Origin of the sequence: Leptothoe sp. EHU-05/26/07-4, from assembly GCF_043421015.1 — a bacterium.
Classification (GTDB): Bacteria; Cyanobacteriota; Cyanobacteriia; order Phormidesmidales; family Phormidesmidaceae; genus Leptothoe; species Leptothoe turfae.
The window spans coordinates 378102-394343 of record NZ_JAXSQV010000003.1 but is presented as its reverse complement, the minus strand read 5'-3'; the positions used below and the strand labels follow the sequence as shown (position 1 = coordinate 394343).

The 16242-nt window shown below is 48.8% G+C and carries 14 protein-coding genes; 4 read left to right on the top strand and 10 right to left on the bottom strand.

The window, feature by feature from the left end:
* Window positions 1–2: 2 nt before the first annotated feature.
* The gene (locus U2F10_RS09490; RefSeq protein WP_163669478.1) at window positions 3–149 is read right to left on the bottom strand and encodes a hypothetical protein; all 147 of its coding nucleotides are present in this window, start codon (window positions 147–149) and stop codon (window positions 3–5) included.
* Window positions 150–241: 92 nt separating this feature from the next.
* Here U2F10_RS09490 and U2F10_RS09485 point away from each other — a divergent pair, with 92 nt between their 5' ends.
* A complete protein-coding gene (locus U2F10_RS09485; protein WP_163669480.1) occupies window positions 242–1954 on the top strand; it encodes a TAXI family TRAP transporter solute-binding subunit in 1713 nt (570 codons plus the stop codon).
* Window positions 1955–2001: 47 nt separating this feature from the next.
* Here U2F10_RS09485 and U2F10_RS09480 read toward each other — a convergent pair whose 3' ends face one another.
* From U2F10_RS09480 to U2F10_RS09455, 6 genes are all read right to left on the bottom strand, one after another.
* Window positions 2002–2907 carry a hypothetical protein gene (locus U2F10_RS09480; RefSeq protein WP_163669482.1) on the bottom strand — a complete coding sequence of 302 codons (906 nt, stop codon included), beginning with the start codon at window positions 2905–2907 and terminating at the stop codon, window positions 2002–2004.
* Between the two features lie 260 nt (window positions 2908–3167).
* Window positions 3168–3992 carry a phosphonate ABC transporter, permease protein PhnE gene (gene phnE, locus U2F10_RS09475; protein ID WP_163696177.1) on the bottom strand — a complete coding sequence of 275 codons (825 nt, stop codon included), beginning with the start codon at window positions 3990–3992 and terminating at the stop codon, window positions 3168–3170.
* A gap of 111 nt (window positions 3993–4103) precedes the next feature.
* Window positions 4104–4997: a phosphate/phosphite/phosphonate ABC transporter substrate-binding protein gene (phnD, locus tag U2F10_RS09470; RefSeq protein ID WP_163669486.1), complete on the bottom strand. Its 894-nt coding sequence runs from the start codon at window positions 4995–4997 to the stop codon at window positions 4104–4106.
* Window positions 4998–5075: 78 nt separating this feature from the next.
* Entirely contained in the window at window positions 5076–5840 is a 765-nt protein-coding gene (gene phnC / locus U2F10_RS09465) for a phosphonate ABC transporter ATP-binding protein (protein ID WP_499871843.1), read from the bottom strand.
* Between the two features lie 254 nt (window positions 5841–6094).
* On the bottom strand, window positions 6095–6943 hold the full coding sequence (locus U2F10_RS09460; protein WP_490793069.1) for a YwiC-like family protein: 849 nt from the start codon (window positions 6941–6943) through the stop codon (window positions 6095–6097).
* A gap of 132 nt (window positions 6944–7075) precedes the next feature.
* Window positions 7076–7585 (bottom strand): globin family protein, encoded by a 510-nt coding sequence (locus U2F10_RS09455; protein WP_499866461.1) that lies wholly within the window; start codon window positions 7583–7585, stop codon window positions 7076–7078.
* A gap of 142 nt (window positions 7586–7727) precedes the next feature.
* Here U2F10_RS09455 and U2F10_RS09450 point away from each other — a divergent pair, with 142 nt between their 5' ends.
* A complete protein-coding gene (locus U2F10_RS09450; RefSeq protein WP_499871842.1) occupies window positions 7728–10223 on the top strand; it encodes a VIT domain-containing protein in 2496 nt (831 codons plus the stop codon).
* A 54-nt stretch (window positions 10224–10277) separates the two neighbouring features.
* Here U2F10_RS09450 and U2F10_RS09445 read toward each other — a convergent pair whose 3' ends face one another.
* Complete coding sequence (locus tag U2F10_RS09445) at window positions 10278–11171, bottom strand: cytochrome b N-terminal domain-containing protein (protein WP_490796175.1); 894 nt, start codon at window positions 11169–11171, stop codon at window positions 10278–10280.
* Window position 11172: 1 nt separating this feature from the next.
* A complete protein-coding gene (locus U2F10_RS09440; RefSeq protein ID WP_163669492.1) occupies window positions 11173–11502 on the bottom strand; it encodes a PadR family transcriptional regulator in 330 nt (109 codons plus the stop codon).
* A 680-nt stretch (window positions 11503–12182) separates the two neighbouring features.
* Between U2F10_RS09440 and U2F10_RS09435 the strand changes: the two genes are divergently transcribed.
* On the top strand, window positions 12183–14138 hold the full coding sequence (locus U2F10_RS09435; protein WP_499871840.1) for a S9 family peptidase: 1956 nt from the start codon (window positions 12183–12185) through the stop codon (window positions 14136–14138).
* Between the two features lie 104 nt (window positions 14139–14242).
* The gene (locus tag U2F10_RS09430; RefSeq protein WP_499866457.1) at window positions 14243–14833 is read left to right on the top strand and encodes a glutathione S-transferase family protein; all 591 of its coding nucleotides are present in this window, start codon (window positions 14243–14245) and stop codon (window positions 14831–14833) included.
* Between the two features lie 43 nt (window positions 14834–14876).
* Here U2F10_RS09430 and U2F10_RS09425 read toward each other — a convergent pair whose 3' ends face one another.
* Window positions 14877–16061: a WD40 repeat domain-containing protein gene (locus U2F10_RS09425; RefSeq protein WP_499871838.1), complete on the bottom strand. Its 1185-nt coding sequence runs from the start codon at window positions 16059–16061 to the stop codon at window positions 14877–14879.
* Window positions 16062–16242: the final 181 nt, after the last annotated feature.

The following is a 16242-nucleotide window of genomic DNA, read 5'->3' as shown; positions in this document are numbered from 1 at the left end:
CTTTAATCCATGCGTACTACAGCCTTTGAATCGATTACTAACATTCCCGGACAGGGAATACTCTTTTTGCCATTCCGTATATAGGCCATCGTTTCTTCACTACACACGACAGCATCAAATTGCTCTGCTTCAAATGTTTTTGGGGCCATAAGATTTTCTACTGTATACCTTACCTTAGGCCAGACTCGCCGATTGCTGGCCAAATAGCCATAATAGACCCAATGTACAGCAGGTATTCTTGATGTCTCAGCCTGAAACACCTGAAAAGCAAAACTGGATTGATCGCCAGCTAGATCAGTTGCTCAAGCTGTTAAACGATCGCCTGTTTAAGCCCCTGGATCAACTGACGATTTTGCTGCGGCTATTTCTGGTGATGGCTCTGACAGTATGGTTTGGTTTTACGGCTGTCGACCTGTGGCATTCGGTCAGTTTTAATGTCACCCATCGGCCAATTTATCATGTCAATTTTGCTGTGGGTGGCTCTGGGGGAGAAAGCTATATCCTGGGTAAGGCCATCAAACAGGTGGTTGAAAATTATCATCCCAATATTCGTCTGGATTTATTAGAAACCGTAGGCTCTGTCGATAATATCAACCGGTTAGACGCCGGAGAAGCTGAGCTGATTACGGTACAATCTGACATTACCCCTGGTCCCAAAGCCCAAGCTGTTGCCACGCTTTATCGGGATTTATTCCAGCTACTGGTACAGGATAAAAGCAGTATCGACGAGTTTACAGACCTCAGAGGGCAACGTATTGGTGTACAGCGAGAGAGTGGGCAGTTTCTATCATTTTTAGAAGTTGCCAACCATTTTGATCTGACGGCTGAAGACTTTGATTTTGTTGGGGTGGATGATGACGAAGCGGCCTTTGCCTTTGAGACGGATCGGGTGGATGCAATTTTTCGGGTGCGGGCTCCTGGTAACTGGATTATTCAGGATATGGTGCAATATCACCGGGGACGCTTATTGCCCATTGAACAAGTCTCAGCCATGAAGATTAAGCACCCGGCATTTAAGGCGGCGACCATCCCTAAGGGGACCTATCACGGTAGTTTCCCCATCGTACCCCCCAAGGATATTCCCACCGTGGGTGTGTATAAGATGTTGTATGCCAGTAAGCAGACGAATAAGCGGGTGGTGCAAGCGATCGCAACCATTCTGAAGGATCATCATCAAGAGATTTCGAACGCTATTTCACGGGATACGGTTGAGGTGAAACCATTGGTGGCGAACATTGGTCGGCCTAGCAGCAGTTTTGGCATTCCTATTCACCCTGGAGCCGTTGCAGCCTATAAGCAAACCAAAACAAATCCGTCTTTTGTTGCAAGGAACTTTGATTTTTTGGCATTGTTGTTATCTATTGTTGTACCCATTGCATCCTGGATTTGGGAGTTGCGATCGCGAGCTGAAAAACGTGGTAAAAGCCTCTGTGAAGGCTACATCAACGATGTGATCAAAGTTATGGATGACGATGACGACGCTGCTCCTGAGCAAACCCTGGAAGAACGGCAGAGGATGCTGTATCAAATTTTTGACCGGGCTGCAAAACGGTTAGTGGATGAAGATATCTCCCAAGAAGCATTTCGTACATTTAACGAAGCCTATAAAACAGCCTGTGAGAAAATTGAACGGGATATAGAAGCCAAAGCACAGCACCATCAGTCTATCCAGCAACATCTAACGGCCCAGTATATTCAGGACCTGGTGGTGATTCATCAGGCCGATACCCTATCTCACCAAGACAGTTCGCAGCAAATGGAACGGGTACTGCAGCGTGTGCTGGATGATTTGGCATGCGATCGCATCTCCCAAGAATCTTTTCGTACGTTTATAGAAGTCTATAACACGACAAAAGAGTCTCTTCAGCAGAATGGTAGAGAAGGCTTAGAGGAGTTAGACGCAACAGGAGAAATCAAAAATATTTCCCTACAATCAACAAAGATAATCTCGTAGGGGCTGCGCCTCGTGCCAGCCCTGCAAAGCCTACCCAGGCTAACCCATTATCTTGTCCAGACGCTGCCACCAAATCCCCCAGTTTTACGAGTGGCGCTCAATCGTCCAGCTGAGTCAATCTGCAATTCCATGTCACCGGACTGGTTAATGCGGCCCTTGGGCACATCCGACCATTCTCCAACCACCCGATTTCCCTGAATTGTACCGTGGAAGACATTGGTCCAGGTTGAGCCACCATCACCACTTTCGCCGTACCACCAAAGAGTGTTACCGATCTGGTTGAGGTAATAGGTACCCCCATCATTTCCTCGCCACTGCCCAGATAGGTTTTGGGTTGTCTGAGGTGAGTCTACCTGGGGTGAGTCTGTTAACCCTTGACTAAAGCGAAAATCATCTACATTGATGTGCCCCCAACCACTAGACGATTCATCCACAATGCGAATCACGCCAGCTCTGCCAGCATAGGGGGTTAAATCCCAGGTGACGCGCTGCATAGTCTCACTATTCTGGCCAGAGGCCATTAACTGGGGCTGACCGTTGACCACCAGTTCAACACGGGTTTGAGGGCTGCTGCCACCTCCGACCAAAAAGCTTAAGGTCCCCGAGGGAATCCTAAATCTGGCTGAGGTCAATGTGCCTTGAGGCCTATCTCCCTGCACTGCTCCCGGACGTTGCCCTGGTCGTCCTTGATAGTTTTCATAACCGCCAATCCAATATTGCCCCTGGTGTTGAGAAGCTTGGCCCCGATTGCGAGCAGTCGGATTGTCGCCCAGGGTGGGCTGGTTAGCAAAGGCTGTTCCCGTTTGCTGCCAGCCCTGTAGGTTGCCCTCCTCAAAGTTGAGGGTAAATGGCAAACTTGGATTCGCCTGAACCCGCCCTTGCATAAGCAAAGAGGCGCTAGCGGTTGCAATCATCAAGCCAATGCCAAATTTACGACGCCATTGAGCGGTCATAGGTATAATCTCCTCGATTACGGTTAGGTGTGTTACGTCATTCGTCTCTAATGCTGCCTTTCCTTGAAGCTGCAATATCACTACATAAAGCAGCATCAGAAAACGTGCGTTATCCGTAACTCAGGGGAGAATGAGCCAAATTATGCAAAAGGGTAGAAATTTATAGCAGTGTTCGATTGGGATGGGTGTATTTCGATGGTGTTAGGGAGCGGGGAATAGAGAATTGGGGGTGTTTTGGGGCGTTTGCAGAACTATAGCGCTTACTCAATAAAGCCTTTGCGTAGATAATTGCTGAAGCCATCCACCAGGGTGACCATCGCTAACACCACGATCAGTAATGCTGAGACCTGTTGATACTTGAGAATACGTAAAGCGCTGATAATTTCTAACCCAATTCCACCTGCGCCAACGGCTCCTAAAACCATGGATGCTCGGAAGTTATATTCCCAGCGATAAAAGGTGACATCGGTCATCTGGGGAAAGACCTGGGGCAAAATGCTATGGACAATGACCTGGGGGGCAGTTGCACCTACGGCGCGGGCGGCTTCGACTGGGGCCTGGTCGCTAAGTTCAATGGCTTCAGCAAAGAATTTACCCACCATACCAACCGAATGTAAGCCTAAAGCCAAGGTGCCTGGGAGCTTACCAAAGCCGACTGCTGCCACTAAAATCATGCCTAAAATCAGCTCTGGGATGGCACGGGTAATATTCAAAATGGTGCGAGCACTGTGCAAGGCAATGGGATGGGGGGTAGTATTTCTGGCGGCGAGTAACCCCAGGGGTAAGGAGAGGCCAAGGGCAAGGGCAGTGCCAGCAATGCTCATGGCCAATGTGTCAAAGATCGGCTCAATCCACTGGGGAAAACGGCTAAAGTCAGGTGGCAACATCTCCCCCATCAGCTTGAAGATAGCTGGAATGCCGTCAGCCATGCGTTCGATGTTGAACAGTTCGACACTGATAAAGCTGATGATGATGAGACCGAGGAGGAGTAAGACTCGTATAGTGTGTCGGAGCCATCTGCGTTGGTGTTGTCGCAGGATGCTATTGAGTGGAGAAGAGTCAGGGGGTTGACTGTTGGTGGTCATAGGGGAGAACTTCCTGTGATGGAATTGTGTTTAGAACTGTCCTCCCCTTTAGGGGAGGTGCTGCAAGCAGAGGGATTCTAACCGCTAATGCCAACACCTAACGTTAAAGACTCACTGCACAAACTCTCCTAAATCCAAGTTCAAAATATCGCCTGCCTTGCGAATGCCGTTGTAATCTTTGTCTTCCATCGCCGCAAATCCATCGGCCTTAAATGGTCCCAATACGGATTCATCATTCAGCTCCAAAAATGCTGTGCGAATGTTTTCCTTCAGGGCTGGATCTAAATCAGAGCGCATGGTCCAGGGATACTGAGGTATGGGTTCCGACTCGGCAATAATGGTTACTTTCTCAGGGTCAATAGTGCCCTCCTCTACTAAAGACTCAAAAATGGGACGGCTCAGGCCCCCTGCTTGGGCATTGCCATTCTGTACAGCCAGGGCAACGGCATCGTGGGCACCTAAGAAAACGGCCTCATAATTCTCTCCTGACTTGAGACCCGCTTCAGCTAAGGTCAACTCAGGAAATAAGCGGCTGGAGGTGGAAGCTGGATCGCCTAAAGCAACGGTTTGGCCCTCAATATCAGTAAACTCATCTACTCCAGCCGCTACATTGCCAATAATGATGGATGTATACATTGTTGAGCCACCTTTTAGGCGGGCGGCAAAGGGCTCTAGATCACTCTTGGTTTTGGCTAAAACATAGGATAGGGGACCAAAATAGGCCAGGTCTAACCGCCCATTACTGGCGGCTTCGATCATGGATGAATAGTCTGTGGTAACAACTAGCTCAATCTCTTTGTCTAGGGCTGCTTCTAAATGCTGGACCAGACCCTGGTTGTCTTGGATGATCGTAGCGGCGTCTTCGTCTGGCAATAAGGCAACAACTAATTGAGATGGATTCGCTTTCTCGGCGGTTGATGAGTTTGAACCAGTGCATCCAGCTAAGGTAATCACTCCTATTAAGCCAATACTGGTCATTCCTTGTTTCAACTTGATGCTAACCATGATGTTTTTCTCCAACAGATAACAACTTATAAATGTTTGCGATTACATGCTTGCGATCGCACCCCTCGCCAATCGCCCCTACGATACAACCGCCATTGTCTGGTCAGTATAGATTTCGTCCAACGTGTGGTGCTCTAGCACAGACGGCGGGCCATCAAATATAACGCGACCATGGGCTAAGCCAATAATGCGATCGCCATACTGTTTGGCAAAATCCACCTGATGCAGGCTCAGTAACGTGGCAATCCCATCGGTTTTACAAATGGTGCGCAGTAAAGACAGCACCTTATGGGCACTCGTTGGATCTAAGCTGGCAATCGGCTCGTCTGCCAACATGAGCTGGGGCCGTTGTGCCAAAGCACGGGCGATACCAACACGCTGTTTTTGACCGCCACTCAGAGCCTTGACCGGTGTAAGCGCCTTATTCATTAACCCCACTCGCTTCAAACAATCTACGGCAAGTCGTTGATCTGTCTGGGGTAGAGGAAATAAGCTACGCCAAAATGAATGGTAAGCCAATCGCCCCATTAGGACATTCTGTAGAGCAGAATGCCGCTCAATCAGCTGATGCTGTTGAAAAATCATACCGGTACGCTGACGATGCAACCGTAATGCTTGGGGCGTGGACAGTTCTCCAATCCCATCAACCATTACCCGTCCTTGGGTTGGGGGCGTTAAATGGTTAAGCGTTCGCAAGAGTGTTGATTTTCCAGCGCCGGACAAGCCCAGTACCACTACAAACTCACCACGATTGAGCTGTAATGATACAGATTTCAGCGCAGTGACACCGTTCCCATAGGTAACACCCACATTCTCAAGACCAACAATTGCAGCTCCTTGCATTGACACGCCCCTTCTGGCTATAAGCCCATTGCTGAATTAGCGATGGACCATTGCTGAATTAGCGATGGACCATTGCTGAATTAGCGATGGACCATTGCTGAATTAGCGATGGACTGACGCCCATGTGGGTGAACCAATAGCATATAACTACAGAGGTAGGGTTGATTATTTTGCAGAGAAAAATCCCATCAGCCAGTTTTTGTAGAGGCGATTAAAGGGACGCTAGGTCCCCCTTTTCTCTTACTGAATAGATTTCACATTGATGCAGGAAGATGGGCTGGTAGGAGAGAGATCGCCGTAATCGCGAGAAAAAGAATAGATGAGAGAGTTTCCAGGCCCGCTACATACTGAATTTGAGCTGCTTTATACCAGTCTTGCCAGCCGATAACCAAACAAAATCTGAGTAACGCTATGCTAAATGCTGACGCTGTAACGGGAGCCAGCCAATTGCAATAACAAAGTGTTGCAAGCGATAGAATAGCGATCGCATGGTACACAATGCCTGGCATTAATGCTGCTGTCCGGGTTTTACGCAGTTTGACCGTGAAGATAGCACTGCCAAAAAAGCAGGTGTTTAACAGCCATAGGCCAACAATGGCAGCGGTGACAGTACCCGTTGTGGCGATATAGGCAAACGGTGCCGTCAGGCACACAGCAGCAAAGGTGAGGAGTTCATTGGCAATGGACCGGTGTTGCCGCTGGAAAACTGCGATCGCATCTAAAATTAACGTTGCGATCGCAGCCCCATATAGCCACCAAAGCATGGGGGATTTCAGCGCCAGATAAATCGCAATACCCAAGGCAAGGCTGCCATATAGCCCACCCCAAACCAGAAAACGAGGCTTCCAACTACGCCGTTGCCGGATTTGTAACACCAGTGGATGTTCTGCCTGAAAGCCAGCAAAGGCACTGATCAGCACCAGGGTTGTCGTCCAAGTCCACTGCTGTGCTGCCGCTGCTCCCGTCAGAAATGACACCAAAAGCACGACATACACCCCATGCTCTGGCGAAAGAATTGGATGGTGCCAGGCTGGAACGTGGGAGCCAGCCTTAGGAGCTTGGGACGTATCAATAGTGGGGTTACTGGAATCAGAAAACGTCATAGCCTTATCCCCTGAAATGGTTCACTTAAAACGGCTCACTGCCCTTAAGACGAGGATAGTCTCGTAAACATCAACGTAGCTGAAGCCCACGGCAGGTGCAAGCTCACTGCCCTGCCAGGGACACGATCTAAATTAAACCGAGACTGTGTTTTTAGGATTGAGAATTTCCGCAGGATAATCCGCACCTTCTAACATAATTTCAGTAATCGCTGCATAGGCTTCCGCCCAGGCAGCTGAAATCTCGGGTGTCCAATTATCTTGCAAGATAGTCTCCATGGACTTCAGTAATGTACCACCGACCATCGGGTAGTGCTCCGGCAGTACTCCATACTTAATATGACGAGTGCCCAAGCCTTGCAGTGCTGCTGTTAATACATCAGGTTTAACAAGATTCTCCACCACCAATACCAGAGAAGCAAACAACTTTTTAGGTTGCTCCTCCATATTCGTATGGGCAAACAGAGGCTTTACCTGGGGATAGTCCGAAAAGAGTGTGCTGTAGAAAAGGTCGCTAAACGCAGATTGATCTTCCTTTAGGAGAGTAAAGCTAGTCTTTAGCAAATCAGGGTTTAAGGCCATTGCAGAAACAATCTCTACTGTTGTTACCTCAACAGTCTGCCAAGATACCCTGCGCATAACCATGAGCTACCTCATATAGGGAATAGGGAAGCGATACACTGAGTCACTGAGTCAATTTACTGAATCAATTTACTGAGTCCAAAACTGAGCATATTTTGCCTGTGAGCTTGCCTAATCTGGAGTCAGTTCAACTCCTGGAGGTCTTATGGTACAAACGTTACCCCAAAAAACTGCTGGCTTATACGTGCAGGACCAACCCCTGGCATTTCCGCTGAAGCATACCGATGTGAAGGCTCAAATCAGTGGCAATCTTTCCCGTGTGGAGGTGACCCACAGCTTTGAAAACCCGTTTACGATAGCCCTGGAAGCCACCTACGTTTTTCCACTACCGGATGAAGCTGCTGTGGATACGATGACGATTCGGTTGGGCGATCGCACTATCCAGGGCCGCATCGAAAAGCGCGAAGACGCCCAGGCCATCTATGAACGGGCTAAGCAAAAGGGGCAAACCGCCGGACTGCTAGAGCAGGAGCGAGCCAATATCTTTACCCAGTCCCTGGCCAATATTCTGCCAGGGGAGCCGATCGAGGTGGTGATCACCTACAGCGACCAGCTGCCCTACAAACAGGGGGCCTATGAATTTGTCTTTCCCATGGTGGTGGGGCCACGCTACATCCCTGGTAATCCCATCGCTGAGGCAGACACCACCCATGGCTCTGCAGCCGCACCGATGGCCCTGAATCAAGATACGGATTTAGTCCCTGATGCCAGTCGCTTAAATGGACCGATTATTCCGTCAGATATGCGGTCGGGCCACGATATTAAAGTCACCGTTCAGATTGAAACTGAAACAGGGCAATGCCCATGCGATCGCACCAAGTTGCAATCCCCGTCCCACCAAATCGTGGTAGATACAACAGAAAACCTGACCCGGATTACCCTCGCCCCTGGCGATACTATCCCCAATAAGGATCTGATTTTGCGCTACCAGGTGGCTACGGAGACAACTCAAACATCTCTCCTGACTCAGTTCGATGAGCGCGGTGGCCACTTTGCGGTGTATCTAATTCCGGCCCTGGCCTACGACACCGATGCCTATATTCCTAAGGATATGGTGTTTTTAATTGACACATCCGGCTCTCAGTCAGGGGCTCCCCTGGCCCAGTGTCAGGCACTGATGCGTCGGTTTATTGAAGGACTGCATCCCCAAGATACGTTCAATATTGTTAACTTTGCCAACACGACTCAGCAGCTGTCTCAGGTGCCCCTGGGCAATACGTCCCGTAACCGTCAGCAGGCGCTGAACTATGTTGATCGCCTACGGGCCGGTGGTGGGACCGAGATGTTACGGGGGCTAAAAACTGTACTCAATTTGCCTCAGCCCAATTCGGAGCGGATTCGCAATATTGTGCTGCTGACCGATGGCTATATTGGCAACGAAACCCAAATCTTTGCTGAAGTGCAGCAATCTTTGGGCCTAGCGACTCGCCTCCATAGCTTTGGGGCCGGTAGCTCAGTCAATCGCTTTCTGCTCAACCGTGTAGCAGAAATGGGCCGTGGCATTTCCCGGGTGGTCCGCCATGATGAAGGCATTGACCGCATTGTGGACAAATTCTTTGGCCAAATCAACAATCCGGTATTGGGCAATCTCTCCGCTCATTGGGAAGGCGCTGGCGAGGCACCTAGTCTTTATCCCATGGCCGTTCCTGATGTGTTTGCAGAACAACCCCTGATTCTGTTTGGTCGTAAGACAGATAAACAGCCAGGTACTCTCCACCTCTCTGGGATAGCCGCCGGGGGAAAACCATTTAAGCAATCTCTGGCTGTTGCCTTTGACTCAGCCGGGAATCCAGCCATTGCCCAACTGTGGGGACGCTCGCGCATCAAAGAGCTGATGAATCAAATGGTCAGTGGTGAGACCACCCATGGCGTACAGGCGGTCACCGAAACAGCTCTGGCCTATCAGCTGTTGTCGCAGTACACCGCGTTTGTGGCCGTGAGTGAAGAGAGCCGGGTTGCCCACCCCAATAATTCAGTTTCGGTGAATGTGCCAGTGACTATGCCAGAAGCCGTTAGCTATGCAGGGGTATTTGGGACAGTGGCTGCAGCACAACCCATGAGAAAACGTGCCGCACCCCCTAGAAGTGCTGCGCCTAAAGGTCGTCACGTTACCCTATTTAGTAAGCAGGCAGCTCCCCCACCGATGCCTGCTCCAAGCATAGACGCAGAAAGCAGCGCTGATTTAAAGGCTGATTCTATGTATGAGGCGCGTTATATGTCTCCTTATATTGCTGACGATCAGGATAGTAGCGATGGGGTTGCAGAGACCGTTGATAGTGCTCCAGTCAGTGCGTCAGCGGATGAAATTGTTCTTCCTGGAGCTGCTCCAGCAGAGGTCGGTGCAGGCTCCGATTCACCCCAACAGATGCAAGTTGTTAAGGCAGAAGGGCTGAATGATGCTGCCCTAAAACAGCTTAAACACCATCTTCAGCAGCTCCAGTTGGCCAATCCCCCAGCTGGTACCCTCATCTTTGAGCTGGTGATTCAACGGGGACGGGTCAAACGGGTGATGTTAGATATGGAGGCGTCAGAACTCAAAGATCCGTTTGTGGTCTCTCAGCTGCGACGGATGCTGATGGCGTGGCAGTGTCCCCAAATTGTGGCTAAACCTTTACGTTTAGAGCTACGGGTGCAGCCTTAGACAGTGTTCTGCCTAACTTATGCAATAGATCTAAACCGTGCAGTTCAGCTAACCTTAGCTGGACTGCGTTTCTTTAGGTTGGCACTGTTGTTCTTGCAGAATTAGGGTTGCTAAGTGCGTAATGGAGAGGAAAATAGCTGCGATCGCAAGTACATAGCTGTGCAACATGTACATATGCTGCAGGGTAAAGCTACTGATGCCGCTACCGCCAGATAGCACATCTCGCAGTGTGGGACCCACTAGCGGCAATGACCCTAAAATATTGAGTTCAATCTTAAACCGCCAGAATCCCGTTTGCTCCCATGCCAATACAATGGCGGTCCAACTTAATGCCATAGCCGTCAGGGCCAGCAAAATACCACTAATCCAGGCTGTCAACCAGGGCAGTAGAAACTCTCGCCCCAAAAACATAACAACAATTTGAATCAGAGAAAACACAATCAGACCATTGCCCGCAACATCGTGCAAACTAAGGATTAGAGTGCCATTAGCCACGTTGTTCGCAATCATACTGAGCGAGGTGTGTGCACCTAAAGCTGTCGGCTGGTAATAAAATGCCAGCATCACACCGGTTAAGGCAGCCATGCCACAGAGTGTCAGCTCTACAATTGCTAAGAGGGTGGCAACGCGCTGAAGCCTATAGCGATAGGGTTTATGTTGCCCAACAACAACGCCCCTCTCAGGCGTTTGCCAGGTTCTCGATGGGAAATAATCTTTTATTCGATTCAGCAGCCACCTGAAAAAGATGCCGCTAGCTACATAACTGACAAAGTAAAACAGACGCCAGCGAAAGATTAACGTCGCTTGCCAGGCTGGATACTGCTCCAGTAGCCCTGGCCGAGACGACATAATTGCCCTGAGCCAGTCTTGATATTCTTGCCAATCATCAGGAAAACGGTTGATAAAATTTGCAATTTTGCCAGCTAATGCCACATCCTTATCAGCCATGTCATACCCCCTTGGGCTCCGGAATCCAATGAGCTACATTCTCTAACTGCTGGCGTTTTGCATCCAGCGCTTGCACCCCTGTGCCCGTAATTCGGTAATACTTCCGCCGAGCCCCCGTGTGCTCCTCAGGCAGTTCATCACCCCATTCAGATTTGACAAAGCCTTTCTGCTCAAGCTTTTTCAAATTGGGGTAGAGGGAGTTAAACCCAATTTGCTTACCGCCACTGTTTTCAATCGCCTCTATGATTTCTAACCCATAGCGTCGGCGCAAACGCAGCGCTGACAAAATAATTTCCTGGTTAGGAGTCAGGCTCAAATTTTGATCACCCATGGCCACCATGCTGGAATATATTATCTAATTGTAATTGTATTATCTAATTAATGGATATATATATATTTAAAGTGACCATTGAAGATGCAATGGATGCCATCAATACGTTTAGCTATTCTCCGTAAGATAGCTAGGCCTAATTTTTTTAGAGGTATATAAAGATTTTCAGTAGGAGCACTCAGCTCGAATTATCTCTTAGCCTCAGAAAATGCACGGAGTCATGCGAAAGTAAAGGATGTCTATCACAGTTGGTTGAAGCTTATCTCTTTCCAGGTATTTTTCCTGCATTCTATGAATATGGTTATGGAAGTTATGTCCGAAAACTGAATTTAGGCCATTGTATAACCATAGAGAGCAGACATACTGCTTCTTCATTCTATAGCCAGCTCACTATAACGAAACAGCCCCCGGTGCCTGTGGCATTGGGGGTTATTAAATGTAAGCTTGCGCCCATGGTTGATAACAACTCTGATGACAAACGTCATTTTTCACCATGACTTTCCGATATGGAAACGCGTTGATGCAGTCTGCTAAATTTCAAACGCTGTTCCACTTTTGTGGTAAATCCCATGAACCGACTGCACCTCAGCATCAGCCTGATGATAATCTCCGCTAGCCTGGTGGGAAATAGTGTTAGCAGGTCATGGGGAGCACCGATGCATTCAGGGGTAAGCATCAGGATGGCGCATTCAGCAGTCAGCGCTCAGAAAACGTTACCTCCCCTGATGGATCGTGAGTTGTTTTTAGCTGATCCTGAGATCATTGGCGCTCAACTCTCTCCTGATGGCAACTTTATGGCGTTTCAAAAACAGCTAAACGGTGTCATGAACGTTTGGGTGAAAGGCATTGACGAGCCGTTTTCTGCTGCGTATCCGGTCACATCTGATACAGAGAGCCCAATATTCTTTTACTTTTGGAGTGCCGATGGTCGCTATATTCTCTACATTCAAGATAAGGGGGGGAATGAGAATTTCCATCTCCATGGGGCAGAACTCGGCACAGCCCTGGGTGAGACGCCTGTTACTAGAAATTTAACGCCGGTGGATAATGCCACGGTACAGCTCTATGGCATTCCCCAGCAGACGCCCAATGAAATTGTTATTGGGCTTAACGACCGCGATCCAAAGTTTTACGATGTTTATCGTCTCAACTTGACGACAGGAGAGCGTTCGTTAATTATCCACAATGACGAGACTATTGCTGATTGGACTGTTGACCAGGGGGGGACTGTGCGGTTGGCCTATCGTCAATCTTTAGCAGGGGGTAACGAACTTCTCAAGGTTGAGAATGGCAATTTTCAACCCATTTATAGGTGTGCATTGGAGGAAACCTGTGCTCCAGTGCAATTTCATCCTAACGGTCAGCAGATATATCTGAAAACCAATCGAGATACAGATTTGACTCAATTAGAACTGCTTGATTTGGAGACGGGGCAAAGTCGATTGGTGGAGACGGATCCGGAAAATCAGGTGGATTTTGAGGGGGCGTTATTTTCCAATGTGACCCATGAGTTGATTGCCACCTACTATGTGGGCGATCGCCGTCGCATTTATGCAAAAGATGAGACCTGGGCGACTGATTTTGCTTTTCTTCAACAGCAGCTCCCCGGTGTGACGCTCTCTCTTGATTCTGTGACGCGAGACGACCAACTGGCCCTCGTTGGGGTGCAAAGTGATGTTAATCCTGGTGCGATGTATCTCTATGATCGCCGCACCCAAACCCTTGAAAAACTCTATGATGCTTGGCCAGAGCTACCGAGTGAATATCTGGCGACTGTAGACCCTATTCGCTACCTTGCCCGCGATGGCGTCGAGATTCCCGCCTATCTGACGCTCCCCCAAGGGATCACCCCAGAAAATCTGCCTGTGATTGTTTTCCCCCATGGTGGCCCCTGGGGCAGGGATACCTGGGGGTATAGTCCCTTGGGGCAGTTTTTTGCTAACCGTGGCTATGCTGTACTACAGCCTAATTTTCGAGGGTCAGCTGGCTATGGCAAGGCGTTTCTCAATGCGGGTAATCAGGCCTGGGGCAAAGGGGTGATGCAGCACGATGTCACCGATGGAGTACAGTACCTGATTGACCAAGGTATTGCTGATCCAGAACGTATCGGCATTACAGGGTTCTCCTATGGGGGGTATGCGACCCTGGCCGGACTAGCCTTTACACCTGAGCTTTATGCGGCTGGGGCTTCTCTGTCAGGTCCCTCAAACTTGATTACCTTGATGCAGGAAATACCACCCTACTGGGTGCCGATTCGGGATAGCTTAAGCTTACGGGTTGGCAATCCGGATGATCCTCGCGATCGCAACCGTCTCATGGCCCAATCCCCGTTATTTGCAGCCGATCAAATTCAGGCACCGCTATTGGTTGTGCAAGGTGCTAACGATCCACGGGTTCCCAAAGCTGAGTCGGATCAAATTGTTGCTGCGTTGCGAGAGCGTAACCGCCCGGTGGAATATTTGGTGGCCCTGGATGAAGGCCATGGCTTTCGTCAAGAAGATAATATATTTGCCACGACCGCTGCCCTGGAGCGCTTTTTTGCCAACCATCTTGGTGGACGCTATCAGGCAGAACTTTCTCCAGAATTACAAGCTCAGCTGGAGATTTTGACGGTGGATATTGAAATAGTGCAGTGATGTGAGTTCTTGGTTTTTGGTTTTTGGTTCTTGGTTCTTGGTTCTTGGTTCTTGGTGGCCGAGCTTTTGTGTACAGACATTCTTGAATAGATGATGGGAGCAGTATGATCAAGCTTTATCACAATCCGATGACGCGCTCTTTGCGGGTGCTGTGGCTGTTGGAAGAACTTGGGTTGAGCTATGTGTTGGAACCGGTGGAGCTGAAGCTACCCGAGGACGGTAAGATTTTTGCCCAGGACACCCCAACTGGACGATTTCCCACCCTAGAAGATGGTGCCATTACCATGGGTGAGTCAGGGGCGATTATTGAGTATTTACTTGAATGCTACGGTGGCGGTCATCTCGCTCCTACCAAAGGGGCTCCTCTACGGGCTAACTTTTTGCAGTGGATGCATTTTCCAGAAGGTACCCTGAATCCCTATATCAATGCTATTCGTCGGTTTGAAAAGACTGCACCAACTGTTGTAGCTGCCATGAAAGAGGAATTGGATATTGCGATCGCATGTGTTGATCATGAGCTAGTTAACCAGTCCTATATTGTTGGTGATTCATTTACAGGGGCCGATATTATGGTGTCCGTCAGTTTACTGGCCATCAACATGCTCGGTCTGTTATCCGACCAACACAGCAATATTGCGGCCTATTTAGAACGATTAAAACCAAGACCGGCTCTCATCAGAGCGATGCAGCGTTAAGCCTCGTAGGGGCTATGTCTTTTATTAGCCCAATGCATGTCGCTTAATTGTCTACACGGGCTTCATATAAATCAGTACGAGAGACGTTATTAGGAGAAACCGTAATGGTGTCTCCATGCGGTGATATCCCCCCAAAACTACCAGGCAATACAGCAAGCTCTTCGCCGTTAAGACTATATATATGGGTATAGATTGTTGGGTAAGGAGATGAATCGGTGAGTTGAGAAGTGGATGTGATAACACTGTTGTACTCAGGCCAAAACTGTCTAAATTCGCCAGTATAAGTCGCGATTTCAGTTCCATCTAATGTGTACAGAGTTGTTGTTTGCACGTCATGGTTAGTTATGACCACCCCTGCTCCATTCGGTGTAAACTCTCTGAATAGGCCGGGTAGAACCGCTACCTCAGCATTGTTGAGAGTGTATATTCGAGTTTCGGCACTCTCAAATGATCGCGTTATGATTCGCTGATTATTAGGAGTCAATGTAGGAAAGGTACCTACATATGATGCTATTTCTTTGCCATCAAGACCAAGCAAACGAGAGGTGTTTACTTCTGTAGAAGAAATGAAAATTCCCTGACCGTCAGGTAGAGCCCCAGTACCATGCCCTGAATATGTTGCTAATTCCACTCCGTCATAGCGAAACAGGCGTGTTTGTCCATTTCCGAAAACAAGGACTTGTTGTCCACCTGGCATTGCTTGCCAGCCTTCAATGTCACCTGGGAAAGAAGCGATTTCTTGTCCATCCATGTCGTATAGATAATATCGACCTTCAGTTTTGGAATAGGTGACTAAATCTTGCTGTGTTAGAGATTCGCCGAAGTAGCGCCCTCTCAATGTGGCAATTTCATGGCCTTCAAAGTTGACCAAACGGGAAATGTCGTTGGGGATATCATGGATTACGAGCAGTTGCTCATTAGGGACAAACGTGGTGGTGGCCCCTTGAAGCTGAGCAATCTCTACTCCATTCAGAGTCATTAATCGAATGGTGTAGTCTACATCTGAAGATGCCCTCAAACTTCCTGGTGACATCAATGCCATGATTTGTCCCTCAGGAGCAAACCCGATACTGGTGTCTGTAAAGGCCATCCGCTCTGTGCCATCTAGGTTGAATATGCGAGTCTGGTTGCTATCAAAGTCATAGGTGACTAGACCTTGGCCATCGGGAGTAAATCTCTCAAATCTACCGAGGAACCTCGCCCCTTCTTCAACAACTAGGGACGTCATCTGAGTGTTTTGCTTTCCTCTATTTGCTAGGGGGGAGGGAAGCAAAGGATCATTTGTGAGTGCCACCACCGACCTGTTTATGCATCCTTGCAAAACAAATACCAGTGTAAATATCGCTAATTTTCGAAAGCCTAAAACCTGCATTGCAAAAAATCACACCGTCAGAATTAAGATAGCAAAG